14 protein-coding genes are annotated in these 15,829 nt (G+C 69.2%); 4 read left to right on the top strand and 10 right to left on the bottom strand.

What is annotated here, in order from left to right; all coding sequences use genetic code 11:
• A partial coding sequence (gene priA, locus VHK87_RS07635) for a replication restart helicase PriA (protein WP_329634308.1) occupies nucleotides 1-1,343 on the bottom strand: 1,343 nt, incomplete at its 3' end.
• Between the two features lie 75 nt (nucleotides 1,344-1,418).
• Between priA and fsa the strand changes: the two genes are divergently transcribed.
• The 3 genes from fsa to VHK87_RS07620 are packed head-to-tail and all read left to right on the top strand — an operon-like array spanning nucleotide 1,419 to nucleotide 3,674.
• Complete coding sequence (fsa, locus tag VHK87_RS07630) at nucleotides 1,419-2,072, top strand: fructose-6-phosphate aldolase (RefSeq protein WP_329634307.1); 654 nt, start codon at nucleotides 1,419-1,421, stop codon at nucleotides 2,070-2,072.
• Nucleotides 2,073-2,082: 10 nt separating this feature from the next.
• The gene (locus tag VHK87_RS07625) at nucleotides 2,083-2,763 is read left to right on the top strand and encodes a DUF484 family protein (RefSeq protein WP_329634306.1); all 681 of its coding nucleotides are present in this window, start codon (nucleotides 2,083-2,085) and stop codon (nucleotides 2,761-2,763) included.
• The gene (locus VHK87_RS07620) at nucleotides 2,760-3,674 is read left to right on the top strand and encodes a tyrosine recombinase XerC (protein ID WP_329634305.1); all 915 of its coding nucleotides are present in this window, start codon (nucleotides 2,760-2,762) and stop codon (nucleotides 3,672-3,674) included. Before VHK87_RS07625 ends, VHK87_RS07620 begins: the two co-directional genes overlap by 4 nt.
• Before the next feature lie 3 nt (nucleotides 3,675-3,677).
• On the opposite strand, the gene lpdA is transcribed toward VHK87_RS07620, so the two are convergent.
• Entirely contained in the window at nucleotides 3,678-5,075 is a 1,398-nt protein-coding gene (gene lpdA, locus VHK87_RS07615; RefSeq protein ID WP_329634304.1) for a dihydrolipoyl dehydrogenase, read from the bottom strand.
• 243 nt (nucleotides 5,076-5,318) lie between these two features.
• On the opposite strand from lpdA, the gene VHK87_RS07610 reads away from it, so the two are divergent.
• Nucleotides 5,319-6,683, top strand: a complete 1,365-nt coding sequence (locus VHK87_RS07610) for a pilus assembly protein TadG-related protein (protein WP_329634303.1) — start codon at nucleotides 5,319-5,321, stop codon at nucleotides 6,681-6,683.
• Here the strand turns inward: VHK87_RS07610 and VHK87_RS07605 are convergent.
• The 8 genes from VHK87_RS07605 to sucC all read right to left on the bottom strand — a co-directional run.
• Complete coding sequence (locus VHK87_RS07605; protein ID WP_329634302.1) at nucleotides 6,680-7,156, bottom strand: hypothetical protein; 477 nt, start codon at nucleotides 7,154-7,156, stop codon at nucleotides 6,680-6,682. The genes VHK87_RS07610 and VHK87_RS07605 overlap by 4 nt on opposite strands.
• Entirely contained in the window at nucleotides 7,153-7,395 is a 243-nt protein-coding gene (locus VHK87_RS07600; RefSeq protein ID WP_329634301.1) for an antitoxin, read from the bottom strand. Before VHK87_RS07600 ends, VHK87_RS07605 begins: the two co-directional genes overlap by 4 nt.
• Before the next feature lie 56 nt (nucleotides 7,396-7,451).
• Entirely contained in the window at nucleotides 7,452-9,014 is a 1,563-nt protein-coding gene (locus VHK87_RS07595) for a tetratricopeptide repeat protein (RefSeq protein WP_329634300.1), read from the bottom strand.
• Between the two features lie 93 nt (nucleotides 9,015-9,107).
• Complete coding sequence (gene odhB, locus VHK87_RS07590) at nucleotides 9,108-10,406, bottom strand: 2-oxoglutarate dehydrogenase complex dihydrolipoyllysine-residue succinyltransferase (protein ID WP_329634299.1); 1,299 nt, start codon at nucleotides 10,404-10,406, stop codon at nucleotides 9,108-9,110.
• A 32-nt stretch (nucleotides 10,407-10,438) separates the two neighbouring features.
• Nucleotides 10,439-13,381: a 2-oxoglutarate dehydrogenase E1 component gene (locus tag VHK87_RS07585; protein ID WP_329634298.1), complete on the bottom strand. Its 2,943-nt coding sequence runs from the start codon at nucleotides 13,379-13,381 to the stop codon at nucleotides 10,439-10,441.
• Nucleotides 13,382-13,462: 81 nt separating this feature from the next.
• Nucleotides 13,463-14,341: a succinate--CoA ligase subunit alpha gene (sucD, locus tag VHK87_RS07580; RefSeq protein WP_329634297.1), complete on the bottom strand. Its 879-nt coding sequence runs from the start codon at nucleotides 14,339-14,341 to the stop codon at nucleotides 13,463-13,465.
• An 11-nt stretch (nucleotides 14,342-14,352) separates the two neighbouring features.
• Nucleotides 14,353-14,928, bottom strand: coding sequence for a hypothetical protein (locus VHK87_RS07575; protein ID WP_329634296.1), 576 nt, complete (start codon nucleotides 14,926-14,928; stop codon nucleotides 14,353-14,355).
• Nucleotides 14,925-15,829, bottom strand: a 905-nt coding sequence (gene sucC, locus VHK87_RS07570; RefSeq protein ID WP_329634295.1) for an ADP-forming succinate--CoA ligase subunit beta, incomplete at its 5' end; no start/stop codon positions are given. The genes VHK87_RS07575 and sucC, both read right to left, overlap by 4 nt.

Here is a 15,829-nt window from a genome sequence, read left to right as displayed (position 1 = left end):
TGCTCCACCAGCCAGCTGTCGGTGTCCGGCGCGCACAGCCGCTCGCCGCAGGCCCGGCACAGCACCAGCGGCGCATAGCCCCGGCGGTTGAGGAACAAGAGGGCCTGCTCGCCCCGGGCCAGGGTCTCGGCGACGGCGTTGACCAGCGGCTGGGCGAGCCACCGGCCGGACTGCGGCGGGGTCTCGCGCAGGTCGACGAGGTCGATGGCGGGCAACTGGGCGGTCCCGTGGCGGGCGGCCAGCCGCAGCCATCGGTACCGGCCGGTCTCGGCGTTGCGCAGGCTCTCCAGCGACGGCGTCGCGGAAGCGAGGAGGACGGCTGCGCCTTCGATCCGACCACGGAGCACCGCCAGGTCGCGGCCCTGGTAGATGAAGCCTTCCTCCTGCTTGTAGGAGGCGTCGTGCTCCTCATCGACCACCACCAGCTTGAGGTTGGCGAAGGGCAGGAACAGCGCCGAGCGCGCCCCCACGACGATCCGGCACTTGCCGGCCACCACCGCCTCCCAGACGCGCCGGCGAGCCGGCGGGGCGACATCGGAGTGCCACTCCCCGGGCGGGGCGCCGAACCGCTCGCCGATGCGGGCGATAACCGCCTGGGTCAGGGCGATCTCGGGAAGCAGGATCAGCGCCTGGGCGGTCGGGTCCTTGGCCAGTACGTGTCGGACCAGCTCAAGGTAGACCTCGGTCTTGCCCGAGCCGGTGACGCCGTCCAGCAGGGCGACGGAAAAGCCGCTCTCGTCGGTCATGGCCTTCAGCGCGTCGGCGGCGGCGCCCTGGCTTGGGTTGAGCGGCGGCGCGGCCAGGTCAAGGTCCGGCTCCGGGAAGGCGAGCTCCGGCTCGATGAGCCGCACGGCGAGGACGCCTTCGTCGACCAGGCCCTTCACGACCCCGGCTGAGACGCCCGCGGCTCGGGCGAGGTCGGCGCCTGTCTCGGCGCCCTCTCGGGCCACGGCCAGCACCCGCTCCCGGGCCGCCGTCAGCTTGGCCGGCGGCTTGCCCGTCAGCTCGATGCGCCGCTGGGGCCGCGGCTTGGGCGCGCGCATGCCGCGCAGGGCGATGGCCAGGGGCGCGCCGGGCGAGTCCACGGAGTAACGGGCCGCCCACTGGACGAACTCCAGGGTGTTCGGCGGCATTGAGGGGCAGTCCAACCGCTCGTCGATGACCTTCAGCGGCCGGTTGCCGCCGGCGCCTTCGCGCAGGGCGGTGACGACGCCGCGCACCAGCCGCGGGCCCAGCGGCGCGGCGACCTGATCGCCCACCGACAGCTCAAGCCCCTCCGGCTCGGCGTAGTCGAAGGCTTCGGGCAGCGGCAGCGGCAACAGGACGGAGGCGATGCGGCTCATCTGCCCGCCTGACCTTTCGCCGCCCGTCTGCGTTCGGCTAAAAGGTGCGCCACTCCGCGCCCAGGGACCCCGAACATGCAGCTCTTTCTCGACAGCACCGATGTGGCCGTGATCAAGGACCTGGCCGCCACCGGGCTGGTGGACGGGGTGACCACCAATCCCTCGCTAATCGCCAAGTCCGGCCGCAACATGCTGGAGGTCATCGCCGAGATTTGCGGCCTCGTCGAGGGGCCGGTGAGCGCCGAGGTGGCGGCGACCGACCTGGACGGCATGCTGGCCGAGGGTCGCAAGCTGGCGGGCGTGTCCGAAAACGTCACGGTCAAGGTCCCGCTGACCCGGGCAGGGCTGATGGCGACCCAGGTCTTCTCCAGCGAGGGGATCAAGACTAACGTCACCCTCTGCTTCTCCGCGGCCCAGGCGCTGCTGGCCGCCAAGTCGGGCGCGACCTTCATCTCGCCGTTCATCGGCCGGTTGGACGATCACGGCGCGGACGGCATGAGCCTGATCCACGACATCCGCACTATCTACGACAACTACGGCTATGAGACCGAGATCCTCGCCGCCTCGATCCGCACCAGCGGCCATGTGGCCCAAGCCGCGGTCGCCGGGGCCGACTGCGCGACCATTCCGCCGGCCACCTTCGAGGAGCTCTTCAAGCACCCGTTAACCGAAAAGGGGCTTCAACAATTCCTAGCCGATTGGGCCAAGACGGGTCAGTCGATTCTCTAGGGGAGCTTCCATGGACGCGCGGGCGAAGGCGAACACAGATGCGCTGGAGCCCGGGGCGGTCCGCCGCTTCCTGCTCGAACATCCGCAGGTCCTGACGGAGGACGCCGAGCTTCTCTCGGAGCTGGGCCTGAAGGCCGTGCCGCCGAACGTGGTGGAGTTCGTGCCGGCCGCGCTGGCCCGGGTGCACGAGGCGCACAAGCGCGAGTCGGCCGCCCGCCAGCAGCTGGAGGCGACGGCCCGCGACAACTTCCACGCCCAGGCCCAGACTCACGGGGCGGTCATCGACCTTCTGGAGGCGCGCAACCACGCCGATCTGGCCCGCCGCGTGGACGAGCTGGCGCAGATGCGCTTCGGCCTGGTGGGCGGCGTCGTCGCCCTGGAAGGGCCGGACCGCACGCCGGCCGGCTGGCGAACCCTGATCGAGGGGCAGGTGGACCTGATCCTGGGCGGCTCGCAGGAACTGGCCTTCATGGGCTTTGCGCCCACCGCGCTCGGGCTGTTCGCCGAGCGGCGGGACCAGGTCTTCTCCATGGCGATGGTCCGCATGGCCATCTGGGAGCCGGCCCGCCAGGGGCTGATCGCCTTCGCCTCGTCCGATCCGGAGGGCTTCACGCCGGACATGGGTCACGAGCTGGTCTCGTTCCTGGCCCGCGTCGTCGAGCGCACCGCCGAGCGCTGGCCCGTCCTGTGACCGCTGCGGAGGCCCTGCAGGCCTTCCTCTCCCACCTGGCGCAGGAGCGCCGGGCGAGCCCGCGCACTGTCGAGGCCTACACCGCCGCCGGCAGCCGCTACCTCGCCTTCCTCAGCCAACACCGAGGTGAAGCCATCAGCCTCGCCGCCCTCGGAGAGGTCTCCGCCGCGGAGCTTCGCGCCTTCCTGGCGCACCTGCGCGGCGGCGAGCGGCCGCTGTCCCCGCGCTCGATGTCCCAGCAGCTGTCGGCCATCCGCACCTTCCACCGCTACCTGGACCGGCGGCTGGGCGTCCCCAACGCCGCCATCGGCCTGGTGCGTGGCCCCAGGGTGAAGCCCGGCGCGCCGCGCCCGGTGACCGAAGACCAGGCCCGCGGCGTGCTGGCCGAACCCGGCCTCGACCCCGATCGCGAGGACTGGGAGGCCGCCCGGGACGAGGCGGTGCTGACCCTGCTCTACGGCTGCGGGCTGCGGATCAGCGAGGCGCTGAGCCTGACGCGTGGCGATGCGCCGCTGGGCCAGTCCCTGCGAATTACCGGAAAAGGATCCAAGACCCGGGTGGTGCCCGTCCTCCCGGCGGTCCGGGCGGCGGTCGAGGCCTACCTCGCCGCCGCCCCTTTTTCATTGGAACCGGGCGAGCCGCTGTTCCGCGCCAAGCGGGGCGGCCCGCTGTCGCCGCGGCACGTGCAGGCCACCATGCAAGCCCTGCGAGGGCGCCTGGGCTTGCCGTCCAGCGCCACGCCCCACGCCCTGCGCCACTCCTTCGCCACCCACCTGTTGGGCGCCGGCGCCGACTTACGCTCCATCCAAGAGCTGCTCGGCCACGCCAGCCTGTCCACGACGCAGCGCTACACCGAAGTGGACGCCGCGCGCCTGCTCGAGGCCTACGCGAGCGCCCACCCGCGGGCTTAGGTCCTACGCCTGCATCGTCCACCCTTCGACGCCCATGGCCGCCTGGCGGCCGGCTTCGGAACGGGTGGGGTGCGGGTGGCAGGTGCGGGCGACGTCCTCGCTGGCCGCCCGGAACGCCATGGCCACGCAGTACTCGCCGATCATCTCCGACGCCTGAGGGCCGATCATGTGAACGCCGAGGATCTCGTCGGTGGCGGCGTCGGCCAGCACCTTCACGAACCCGTCGGTCTCATGGTTGATCTTGGCCCGGCTGTTGGCGGTGAAGGGGAACTTGCCCGCCTTGTAGGCGCGCCCGGCGGCTTTCAGCTGCTCCTCGGTCTGGCCGACCCAGGCGACCTCGGGGGCGGTGTAGACCACGCTGGGGACCAGGTTGTAGTCCACGTGGCCCGCCTTGCCGGCGATCATCTCGATGCAGGCGACGGCGTCCTCCTCGGCCTTGTGGGCCAGCATCGGCCCATGGATCACGTCCCCGATCGCCCAGACGCCCTGGGCCGAGGTGCGGAAGTGGTCGGTCTCGATATAACCGCGGGCGTCCGGCTTCACGCCGACGCTCTCCAGGCCGAGGCCTTCCGTGTAGGGCCGCCGGCCGATGGCCACGAGGACGTAGTCGGCTTCCAGGGTCTCGGCCTCGCCGCCGGCGACAGGCTCGACGGTCAGCTGGACGCCGCCCTTGCTGGTCCTTGCGCCGGTGACCTTGGCGCCCAGCTTGAACTTCATGCCCTGCTTGGTGAGCGCCCGCTGGAAGGCCTTGCCGGTCTCCCCGTCCATCCCCGGGGTGATGCGGTCGAGGAACTCGACGACGGTGACCTCCGAGCCGAGGCGGCGCCACACCGAGCCCAGCTCCAGGCCGATGATGCCGGCCCCGATGACCAGCAGCCGCTTGGGCACCTCCGGCAGCGCCAAAGCTCCGGTGGAGTCGACGATGCGCTGCTGGTCGATGACCACGCCGGGCAGCGGCGTCGGCTCCGAGCCGGTGGCGATGACGATGTTGGCCGCCTCAAGCACGGTGACCTGGTCGTCGTCGCCGACGACCTCGACCTTGCCGGGGCCGGCGATGCGGCCGGCGCCGCGAATCCAGTCGACCTTGTTCTTCTTGAACAGGAACTCGATGCCCTTGGTGAGGGCGACGACGCTCTCGTCCTTCTGCTTCATCATCTGGGGCAGGTTCAGCTTCGGCTGCACCTCGATCCCCAGGGTCTTGAACTCCGTGCTGGCGGCGTCGAACAGCTCGGAGGCGTGCAGCAGGGCTTTGGATGGCATGCAGCCGACGTTGAGGCAGGTGCCGCCCAGCGTGCCGCGTTTTTCCACGGAGGCGGCCTTCAGCCCCAGCTGGCCGGCCCGGATCGCGGCGTTGTAGCCGCCTGGGCCGCCCCCGATGATGACCACGTCGTAGCCGGCCATGCGCGCATCCCTCGAAGCAGTGAAAAGCTGCGCCCTGATATAGGCGTTCCGGCCCGGATGCGAGGCGCGGACAGGGTGTCCAAACGGTCACCAAGAATTTTTTCGATCCGCTTACGTCGTTTTCACCCTGTTCGGCCAAGCTGTTAGCGCAAGGGGCAGGATAGGGCGCGCTCAACCATGGGCATTCGACTTCCTCGTAGGGGCTTGGGCGCGCTGTGGCGCGACCGATCCGGGGCGACGGCGGTGATCACCGGCATCGCGCTGCTGCTCATCGCCTGCGCGGCGATGACCGTCCTCGACTTCACCAACAACAACAGCCGGCAGACCAAGCTGCAGGACATCCTCGACGCGGCCACGCTGGCCGCCGCCCGCGTGGGTGGAGATGATGATGAGGCGATCAAACAGGCTGGCGACGACTACCTGAAGGCCCACCTGCCGGAGGGCGTTTACAAGCACCTGGTCGTCACCTTCACGCCGGATGATAAGACCGTCCGCGCGACTGCGACCGCCGACATCGACCCCTATTTCCTTAATATGTTCATGGGCGGGCCGGTCGATATCGCGGTGGACTCCGAAGTGACCCGCCAGATGGACGGTTCGCTGGAAGTCGCCCTGGTGCTGGACGTCACCCTCTCGATGGCGGGCAGCAAAATCGACGCGCTACAAGACGCCGCCGAGGCGCTCGTCAAGAAGATCACCAAGGTCAAGGACGCGGACGTAAAGGTCGGTGTCGTTCCCTTCTCGAACTACGTGAATGTCGGCGTGTCTAATCGCAACGAGCCCTGGGTCTCCGGCGCTGCGGACAAGGTTTGGACAACGACAACGCCGGAGGGATGTCACCCCGATGTCACGCAGTCGACGTACTGCGTCAAATGGGCGCCGAACTACAGCTGCACAAAATACAACGATGGCGTTCCGTACCAGACGACTTGCTCAGGCGCCTGCACCCAAACCAAAACGGACTATTACGACCCCCCGAAGAAGGGAAGCTGCTGGAAAGAAAGCACGACGACCCATACCGCGAAATGGTCGGGCTGCGTGGGTTCGCCGGCCTACCCTGGCAACGTCCAGGACAAGGCGTCGAACGTTTATCCGGCTAAATTCGGGAGCTGCGCCCCTGAACTCGCGCCGCTTACGGACAAGCTTGGGCCGGTTGAGAGCGCCATCAAATCGCTGAAGGCGGGTGGCAACACCTATATCCCGGGCGGGTTGGCCTGGGGCTGGAACCTGCTGTCTCCGACCGCGCCGTTCACGGAGGCGGCCGCCTACGACCCGAAGAACAAGAAGCCGCGCAAGGCGCTCGTTCTGATGACCGACGGCGCTAACACCATGTACGTGGACGCGAGCGGCAACCACGTCTACGTCGGAGACGGCAAGCCGGCGCCCCAGGCCGACAAGTACACGGCCGAACTCTGCGAGAACATCAAGAAGCAGAAGATCGAGGTGTACACAGTCGCGTTCCAGATCGACATACCGTCCGCCCATGAAATGCTGGCAAAGTGCGCCACCTCGCCGGGGCACTACTTCAAGGCGGACAGCTCCGAGGAACTTCTCGCGGCTTTCGAAGCGATCGCCAAATCGCTCGAGAACCTCCGCATCACCCGCTAGCGCCGGGCGCGGGCCAGGTCGGCGAACCCTGGCCGGGTGAGGTCGACCGGGCCGGCGGGATCGCCCCAGAGGATGGCCGGGACGCCGGCGACCACGTGGGGCATGGCGTCGACCACCAGGGTCCAGCCGCGGTTCAGGGCCTGGCCGGCGGTGAGCAGGTCGGGGAGGGTGACGCCCGGGCGGGTCTTCTCCAGCACCGTCCGGCGCCACTCGACCTGCAGCCGCGCCGAGGTGATCGCGTCCTCCCCCGTCCAGGGCTCGACGGGCACGTGAGCAACCAGGGCGTCGATCTGGTCCATGCGGGCCTGTGGCCGGTCGCTGGTCAAGGCGGCCTGGGCGAGCTGGTTTAGCACCAGGCTGCAGATCCTGAGCTCATCGCCGGCGTCGACCGCCGCCTCGACGAAGCGCCGGTAATGAGGCTTGGCCCCCCTCAGCACCTCGACGACGACGCAGGCGCTCAACGACAAGGTCATTGGTCCCACTCCGGCGCCGGCTCCGGCGGCGCGTGCGGCGGGTCGGGGAAGCCGCCCGCGTCGGCGGCGTCGAGCCGGGCCCAGAGGCTCGGCAGGTCGGCGGTGACCGGCTCCAGGACCACCGCCTCGCCCACCCGCCGCACCGAGACCTCGGTGCCCTCGAAGCGGAAGGCCTTGGGCAGGCGCACGGCCTGGCTCCCCCCATGCATGAACAGCTTGGCCCGCTGGCGCTCGGTCATGTGAACTCCGTAGATACGGAGAGTAGATACTAGTAGCGCAACTCGTGCAACGCCGTTCAGCCGGCGGGGGCCGCCCGCCCGCCACTGGCGATATCTGCGACGAAAGCCGCAGCCCCGCTCATGACCGGTTCCCACTCGCCGTAGCGCGGCGCGGTCAGGCAGCCGGCTTGCGGGTACCAGGGATAGGCGGAGGTTCCGAGCCGCGACCAGCTGACCGGTCCGGTGAGCATCAGCAGCGGCGCGCCGCAGGCCCCGGCGAGCGCGCCCGTCGCATTGGGCACGCTAACCACGAGGTCGAGGGCGCAGCAGAGGGCGGCCAGGTCGTCGAGGTCGTTGCGGATATCGAGCCCCGGCGGCTCGTCGATCGGGCGGCCCGCCGCGCCGGCCATGGCCGCCAGCTCGCCCGCGCAATCGCCGTACTGGAGATTGACCAGACGGTTTCCCGGAGTGCGCAGCAGCGAAGTCCACAGCTCCAGCGGCGGGAATTCGCGCCGGCGCCCGCCCAGCAGGTTGCCGCTGCGCCAGGTCAGCCCGACCGCTGGGCCATCGCCCAGCCAGGCGCGCCAGTGCGCGACGCGCTCCGGGTCAGGCCGCAAGTAGCCGCGCACGGTCGGGAAGTCAGCGAGGCTGCGGCGGAAGCGCCGGGCGAGCGAGGCCATGGGTGTCCAGAGGTCGATTGAGCCGGCGCCCTGCAGATCGGGGGCGAACCGGCGCTTGCGGCCGTTGGACAGCTCCGTGCCGTAGGCGCTGACCTCGGCGGTCGGGAAGCTGCGTTTGAAAAGGGGGACCAGGCGCGGCTCGACGGCGAGGGCCAGCCGGCCGTCCGGACCAAGCGCCTCCAGCACGTCCGGCAGCAGGTTGGCGAACATGATCTCATCGCCCAGGCCCTGTTCGGCCAGCACCAGCAGGCGCTTGCCCGCGAGCTGCGCTTCCGGGGTCCAGCGCCGGCCCGGCGCGGTGAACACCACCGGCTGAGCCCAGTCGCGCGAGAGGCGCACTTCGTAGGCGTCCCAGCCTGCGCCGATATCGCCGGCGGCGAGAGCGCGGGTGGCCTCGGCGAAGTCGATCATCGCCGCATCGTGCGGCTTGCGGGCAAGCTTGCGGGCGCGCTGGAAATCGGCCTTGGCCTCGTCGAACCGGCCAAGGTCGAACAGGGCGCCGCCGCGGTTGTAGGCCGCCGCTACGAGCCGGCCGTCCAGGCGCAGCGCCTCCTCGAAACAGGCCAGCGCGGCCTCGGCGTCGCCCTTGTCGGTGAGGGTCACGCCCAGCGAATTCCAAAGGCGCGCGTCGGCCGGGTGGGCGGCCAGCGCCGCGGCCAGCAGATCCGCCGCCAGGTCGAACTGCCCGCCCGCCCTCAGCGCGATGGCGCGGCCATCAATGGCGTCCAGCCGGTCCGGCGACTGGGCGCAGACTTTGGCCCAGAGGCCGGCGGAGGCTTCTGGCATGCCCATGCGCAGGGCCAGGCCCGCCAGCCCGGCGAGAAGCTCGACGTCGTCCGGAAGGGCCGCCAGCCCGGACTCGTAGACGGCCAGGGCGCCGGCCAGGTCGCCGGCGCGCTCCAGCCGCGCCGCCTTGGCCTGGACGGCGGAGCTTTGCGCGAGCTGGGCGTTTGAGGGCATCGCAAGGGTCCGCGCCTGCGGGCGGCCGGTCCGCCGGCGCGGGAATCAGGCGCTCCCGTTATCCCCGCAGCCGGATTAAGCAGACGTTCGCGTCTAGAGGTCCAGCAGCAGGCGCTGCGGGTCCTCGAGGGCTTCCTTCACCTTCACCAGGAAGGTCACCGCGCCCTGGCCGTCGACGATCCGGTGATCGTAGGACAGCGCCAGGTACATCATCGGGCGGATGACGATCTGGCCGTTCACCACCATCGGCCGGTCCTGGATCTTGTGCATGCCCAGGATGCCCGACTGCGGCGCGTTGAGGATCGGCGTCGACATGAGCGAGCCGTAGACCCCGCCGTTGGAGATGGTGAAGGTGCCGCCCTGCAGGTCCTCGAGGGCGAGGTTCCCGTCGCGGGCCTTCTTGCCGAGCTCGGCGATGCCCTTCTCCACCTCGGCCATGGACAAGGCGTCGGCGTCGCGCAGCACCGGCACCACGAGGCCGCGCTCGGTGCCGACGGCCACGCCGATGTCGTAGTGGTTCTTGTAGATGATGTCGGTGCCGTCGATCTCGGCGTTGACGTCGGGGATCTGCTTCAGCGCGGCGACGCAGGCCTTCACGAAGAAGCTCATGAAGCCGAGCTTCACGCCGTGGCGCTTCTCGAAGATGTCCTTGTACTGGTTCCGCAGGGCCATGACGTTCGTCATGTCCACCTCGTTGAAGGTGGTCAGCATGGCCGCCGCGTTCTGGGCCTCCTTCAGCCGCCGAGCGATGGTCTGGCGCAGGCGGGTCATCCGCACCCGCTCCTCACGCTCATGCACCTCGCGCGGGGCGGCGGGCGCGGGCGCGGGCGGCGGGGCCTTGGCGCGCGCTTCCAGCGCCGCCAGGGCGTCGCCCTTGGTGATCCGGCCGCCGCGGCCGGTGCCGTCGATGGCGGCCGGCTCAAGCCTGTTCTCGGCGGCGATCCGCTGCGCCGAGGGGGCCATGATTGGGGCCTCGCCCTTGGCGGTGGGGGAGGCCGAGTAGTCCTTCAGCGGCGCGGAGGTCGGCGGCGCCTTGCCGGGGGTCGGCTCTGGCTGCAGTTCGCCCGCCGGAACGGAGGGCGGCGTGGATTCCTTGGCCACCGGCGGCGGAGCGGCGGCGGCCGGCTTCGATGCGGCCGGCGCGGCCTTGGCGGTCGCGCCCTCGGCCACGCGGCCCAGCAGGGCGCCCGGCTCGACGGTGGCGCCCTCCTCGGCGGCGATCAGCTCCAACACCCCGTCGGCGGGCGCGGCCACTTCCAGGCTGACCTTATCGGTCTCCAACTCGACGACGATCTCGTCCTTGCGGACCGCCTCGCCGGCCTTCTTGGCCCAGCGCGCCACCGTCGCCTCGGAGACGGACTCGCCCAAGGCGGGGGTCATGATGTCGGCCATTGGACTAACGGGGCTCCTGGTCTCTCAAGGATTCAAGCGAAGGCTTCGGTGAGGAAGGTGTCGAGCTCTTTCAGGTGCCGGGTCATCAGGCCAGCGGCCGTGGAGGCCGAGGCGGGACGGCCGACGTAGCGGGCGCGCTTGGACTTCACCGGCAGGCGCTCGAGGGTGAGCTCCAACCAGGGATCGACGAACTGCCACCCGCCCATGTTCTTGGGCTCTTCCTGGCACCAGATCAGCTCGGCGTTGGCGAACCGCTTCAGCTCGTTCGACAGCGACTTCACCGGCCACGGATAGAACTGCTCGAGGCGCAGGATGTAGACGTCGTCGATGCCCTTCTCCTCGCGGCGCTCCAAAAGGTCGTAGTAGACCTTGCCCGAGCAGAGGATGACCCGGCGGATCTTGTCGTCGGGCTTGAGCTTGATCTCGGTGTTGCGGCCGGCTTCCGCGTCATCCAGCAGCACCCGGTGGAATTCGGAGTCCGGGATGAAGTCCTCGAGCCTGGACACCGCCTTCTTGTGCCGCAGCAGGCTCTTGGGCGTCATCAGGATCAGCGGCTTGCGGTACTCGCGCAGCACCTGCCGGCGCAGGATGTGGAAGTAGTTGGCCGGCGTCGTGCAGTTGGCCACCTGCATGTTGTCCTCAGCGCACAGCTGCAGGAAGCGCTCGAGGCGGGCGGAGGAGTGCTCCGGCCCCTGGCCCTCGTAGCCGTGCGGCAGCAGCATGACGAGGCCGCTCATCCGCAGCCACTTGCGCTCGCCCGAGGAGATGAACTGGTCGATGACCACCTGGGCGCCGTTCACAAAGTCGCCGAACTGGGCCTCCCAGAGGGTCAGCGTGTCCGGGTCGGTTAGCGAGAAGCCGTATTCGAAGCCCAGCACGGCCTCCTCCGACAGGGCCGAGTTCAGCACCTCGAAGTGGGCCTGCCCCGGGCGGATGTTGCGCAGCGGGAAGTAGGTCTCTTCGGTCTTCTGGTCGACGATGCCGGCGTGCCGCTGCACGAAGGTGCCGCGGATGGAGTCCTGGCCGGACAGGCGGACCGGGTAGCCCTCGTCCAGAAGGCAGGCGAAAGCCAGGTGCTCGGCGGTCGCCCAGTCGATCCCGTCACCCTTCTCGATCGCCTCGCGGCGGGCCTGGATGACCCGCTTGACCGTCGGGTGGACGTTCAGGCTCTCGGGCAGGGCGGTGATCTTGCGGCCCAGGTCGAGCAGCCGGGCCTTCTGCACATTGGTGCGGCCCTTGCGCTCGTCGGGGCGGGGCGACATGCCGGCCCACTTGCCGTCGAGCCAGTCGGCCTTGTTGGCCTTGTAGCTCTTGCCGGCCTCGAACTCGGCGTCGAGGAAGGCCTCGAAGTCCTTGATCCACTGGTCGACCTGGTCGGCGGTGACCACGCCCTCCTCGACCAGCCGCCGGGTGTAGAGCTCGCGGGTCGAGGGGTGCTCCTTGATCTTGGAATACATCAAGGGCTGGGTCATCTCCGGCGGGTCGCCCTCGTTGTGGCCGAAGCGCCGGTAGCAGAACATGTCGATGACCACGTCCTTGCCGAACTGCTGGCGGAACTCGGTGGCCACCTTGGCGGCGAAGGTCACCGCTTCCGGATCGTCGCCGTTCACGTGGAAGATCGGGGCTTCCACCATCAGCGCCACGTCGGACGGATAGGGCGAGGAGCGGGAGTTCTTCGGGCTGGTCGTGAAGCCGATCTGGTTGTTGACGATGAAGTGCATCGTCCCGCCGGTGGAGTAGCCCTTCAGGCCCGACAGGGCGAAGCACTCGGCCACCACGCCCTGGCCGGCGAAGGCGGCGTCGCCGTGCAGCAGCAGCGGCAGCACGTGGCCGCGCCCGGCGCCCGGGGTCTCGCGCAGGGTGAAGGCCTGCTTGGCGCGCGCCTTGCCGAGCACGACCGGGTTGACGATCTCCAGGTGCGACGGGTTGGCGGTCAGCGACAGGTGCACCGCGTTGCCGTCGAAGGTGCGGTCCGAGCTGGCGCCCAGGTGGTATTTCACGTCTCCCGAGCCTTCCACGTCGGTGGGCAGCGACGAGCCGCCTTGGAACTCGTGGAAGATCACGTGGTAGGGCTTGCCCATCACCGCGGCGAGCACGTTCAGGCGGCCGCGGTGCGGCATGCCGACGATGATGTCCTGCACGCCCAGCGCGCCGCCCCGCTTGATGATCTGCTCCAGCGCCGGGACCATCGCCTCGCCGCCGTCGAGGCCGAAGCGCTTGGTGCCGGGGAAGCGCTTGTGCAGGAAGCGCTCGAAGCCCTCGGCCTCGATCAGCTTCTTCAGGATCGCGACCTTGCCCTCGGGAGTGAAGGCGATCTCCTTGTCGCGGCCCTCGATCCGCTCCTGCAGCCAGGCCTTCTGGGCCGGGTCGGAGATGTGCATGTACTGCACGCCGACGTCGCCACAGTAGGTGCGCCGCACGATGGCCAGGATCTCCCGCAGGGTCGCGGTCTCCAGGCCGAGCACATAGTCGAGGAAGATCGGGCGGTCGTAGTCGGCCTCGGTGAAGCCGTAGGTGGCCGGATCCAGTTCCGAGGCGTCGCCGGGCGTCACCGCGATGCCGAGCGGGTCGAGGTTGGCCCGCAGGTGCCCGCGCATCCGGTAGGCGCGGATCATCATGATGGCGCGCAGCGAATCCAGCGTGGCCGCGCGGATCGCGTCGGGGCTGGCGGCGGCGGGGGCGCGGGCCTGGACGCCCTTCTCCACCTTGGCCTCGACCGCCGGCCACAGGCCGTCGATGGCCGACAGCCACTCGGGCCGCGGGCCGCTGACCGGCGGCTTCACCCACTGGGGCTTGGCCTTGAGCTCGTCGACCTTGTCCTGCAGCGAGGCGAAGAAGGCGCGCCAGGACGGCTCCACCGTATCGGGCGCGGCGGCCCAGCGATGGTAGAGGTCCTCCACGAAGGCGGCGTTGCCGCCGTAGAGGAATGAGGTCTCGGCGAGCACCTCGTTGATCAGACCTGCGTCGTCCGCCATGTCATCCGCTTCCCGCGGCCTACGCCCGCGAGCTTCTTGGAGAAGGAGCCGAGCGCGGACCGCTCACAAAACTTTATGCCTTCAGGCGCCCTTCAGCACCTCGAGCAGGGTCTCCCCAAGCTTCGCCGGGGAGGGGGACACGCGGATGCCCGCGGCCTCCATCGCAGCGATCTTGTCCTCGGCCCCGCCTTTGCCGCCGGAGATGATTGCGCCCGCGTGACCCATGCGCCGGCCAGGCGGCGCGGTGCGTCCCGCGATGAAGCCGACCATAGGCTTCTTGATTGGTGAATTCCGGATGAATTCGGCCGCGTCTTCCTCGGCCGAGCCCCCGATCTCGCCGATCATGATGATCGACTCGGTCTCCGGGTCCTCCAGGAACATCTGCAGCACGTCGATGAACTCGGTGCCCTTCACCGGGTCGCCGCCGATGCCGACGGCCGTCGTCTGGCCGAGGCCTACCTGGGAGGTCTGGAACACGGCCTCGTAGGTAAGCGTCCCGGAGCGGGAGACAACACCCACCGAACCGCGCTTGAAGATGTTTCCCGGCATGATGCCGATCTTGCACTCGTCCGGCGTCAGCACGCCCGGGCAGTTGGGCCCGATCAGCCGCGACTTGGAGCCGGCCAGCGCCTTCTTGACCTTGATCATGTCGGTCACCGGGATTCCCTCGGTGATGGTGACGATCAGCGGGATCTCGGCGTCGATCGCTTCCAGGATCGAGTCGGCGGCGAAGGGCGGCGGGACGTAGATCACGGTCGCATCGGCGCCGGTCTGTTTCACCGCCTCATGCACGGTGTCGAACACCGGCAGGCCCAGGTGCGTCGTGCCGCCCTTGCCGGGGGTCACCCCGCCGACCATGCGCGTGCCGTACTCGATGGCCTGTTCGGTGTGGAAGGTGCCCTGGCTGCCGGTGATGCCCTGACAGATGACGCGGGTTTGTTTTCCGATGAGGATGGACATTCGCTCTGTCTCTAAAGTGAGGGCACGCCGTAGGCGACCAGCACCATCTGCGGGTCGGCCCTAAGGAAGATCAGCTTGATTTTACCGGCCTTGAGCAGGCGCTTGGTCTGCGCGTCGTCCGGGTCGTGGACGGCGCGGCGGCCGGCGCCTGTCTCCTCGAAGACGTAGGCGATGTCGTCGCCTTCGGAGAGCCGGTCGTTCGGCGCAATTCCGGTCCAGTCCGCGGCCGCCTTGCGCAGCGCGGCCGCATCGCCCGGCATCGCGCCGATGGCGCACATGCGGATGTTCAGCTTGTCCCAGCCGATCCGCCGTTCGCCGCCGCCGTACATCATGAAGAACATGCCGTCGGCCCCGGTCTTGAGGCGACCGTCCTCGAGCTTGAAGTCCTCGCTGGTGTTCAGGCTGTCCATCAGGGTCTTGGGCAGCGGCATCCAGCCTTCCGCATCAGCCGCGGCCAGCGAGGCCTTGCCGTCGGCGGCCGTGGCGACGCAAAGCCGCTCGAATGTCGCGAACAGCGGCTCGGCCGCAGCGGGCGTCGCGGCCGCCAGCGCCGCCGCGAGGGCGATTGCGGCGGCCTTCAGGTTCACGCGGCGCCTCGCACCGCGGCGACGATCTTCTCAGCCCCGTCTCCCAGGTCGTTGGCGGAGACGACGTTGAGCCCGCTTTCAGCGATGATCTTCTTGCCGAGCTCGACGTTGGTGCCTTCCAGCCGAACGACCAGCGGCACCTGCAGGCCCACTTCCTTCACCGCCTCGACCACGCCCTCGGCGATGATGTCGCAACGCATGATGCCGCCGAAGATGTTGACCAGGATGCCCTTCACGTTCGGGTCGGCGGTGATGATCTTGAAGGCCGCCGTCACCTTCTCCTTCGAGGCGCCGCCGCCCACGTCGAGGAAGTTGGCCGGCTCGGCGCCGTACAGCTTGATGATGTCCATGGTCGCCATGGCCAGGCCCGCGCCGTTGACCATGCAGCCGATCTCGCCGTCGAGGGCGATGTAGGAGAGGTCGTACTTCGACGCCTCGATCTCCTTGTCGTCCTCTTCGCTGGTGTCGCGCAGGGCGACGATGTCCGGGTGGCGGAACAGGGCGTTGGAGTCGAAGCTGACCTTGGCGTCCAACACCCGCAGGTGATCGTCGCCGGTGACGATCAGCGGGTTGATCTCCAGCATGCTCATGTCCTTGGCCGTGAAGGCCGCGTAGAGCTGGCTCAGCAGGGTCGCCGCTTCCTTGGCGAGGCCGCCGGTCAGACCCAGCGCCTTGGAGAGCGTGCGGGCATGGTGCGGGAAAACGCCGGTGGCCGGGTCGATGGAGAAGGTGACGATCTTCTCGGGCGTGTCGTGGGCCACTTCCTCGATGTTCATGCCGCCCTCGGTGGAAGCGACCACCGAGACCCGGCTGGTCTCGCGATCGACCAGCAGCGAGAGGTAGAATTCCTTGGCGATGTCGGCGCCTTCCTCGATGTAGAGGCGCTGCACCTGCTTGCCCT

Source organism: Phenylobacterium sp. (genome assembly GCF_036263695.1).
Taxonomy (GTDB): domain Bacteria; phylum Pseudomonadota; class Alphaproteobacteria; order Caulobacterales; family Caulobacteraceae; genus Phenylobacterium.
Note: the sequence above shows the minus strand (reverse complement) of the source record. Positions and strands in the feature narration are given on the sequence as shown.

Bases quoted from the DNA above. Each gene is read 5' to 3' on its own strand.
- VHK87_RS07595 (WP_329634300.1), bottom strand. From the start codon at position 9,014: ATGCCCTCAAACGCCCAGCTCGCGCAAAGCTCCGCCGTCCAGGCCAAG.
- VHK87_RS07625 (WP_329634306.1), top strand. From the start codon at position 2,083: ATGGACGCGCGGGCGAAGGCGAACACAGATGCGCTGGAGCCCGGGGCG.
- VHK87_RS07605 (WP_329634302.1), bottom strand. From the start codon at position 7,156: ATGACCTTGTCGTTGAGCGCCTGCGTCGTCGTCGAGGTGCTGAGGGGG.
- fsa (WP_329634307.1), top strand. From the start codon at position 1,419: ATGCAGCTCTTTCTCGACAGCACCGATGTGGCCGTGATCAAGGACCTG.
- odhB (WP_329634299.1), bottom strand. From the start codon at position 10,406: ATGGCCGACATCATGACCCCCGCCTTGGGCGAGTCCGTCTCCGAGGCG.
- VHK87_RS07585 (WP_329634298.1), bottom strand. From the start codon at position 13,381: ATGGCGGACGACGCAGGTCTGATCAACGAGGTGCTCGCCGAGACCTCA.
- VHK87_RS07600 (WP_329634301.1), bottom strand. From the start codon at position 7,395: ATGACCGAGCGCCAGCGGGCCAAGCTGTTCATGCATGGGGGGAGCCAG.
- lpdA (WP_329634304.1), bottom strand. From the start codon at position 5,075: ATGGCCGGCTACGACGTGGTCATCATCGGGGGCGGCCCAGGCGGCTAC.
- sucD (WP_329634297.1), bottom strand. From the start codon at position 14,341: ATGTCCATCCTCATCGGAAAACAAACCCGCGTCATCTGTCAGGGCATC.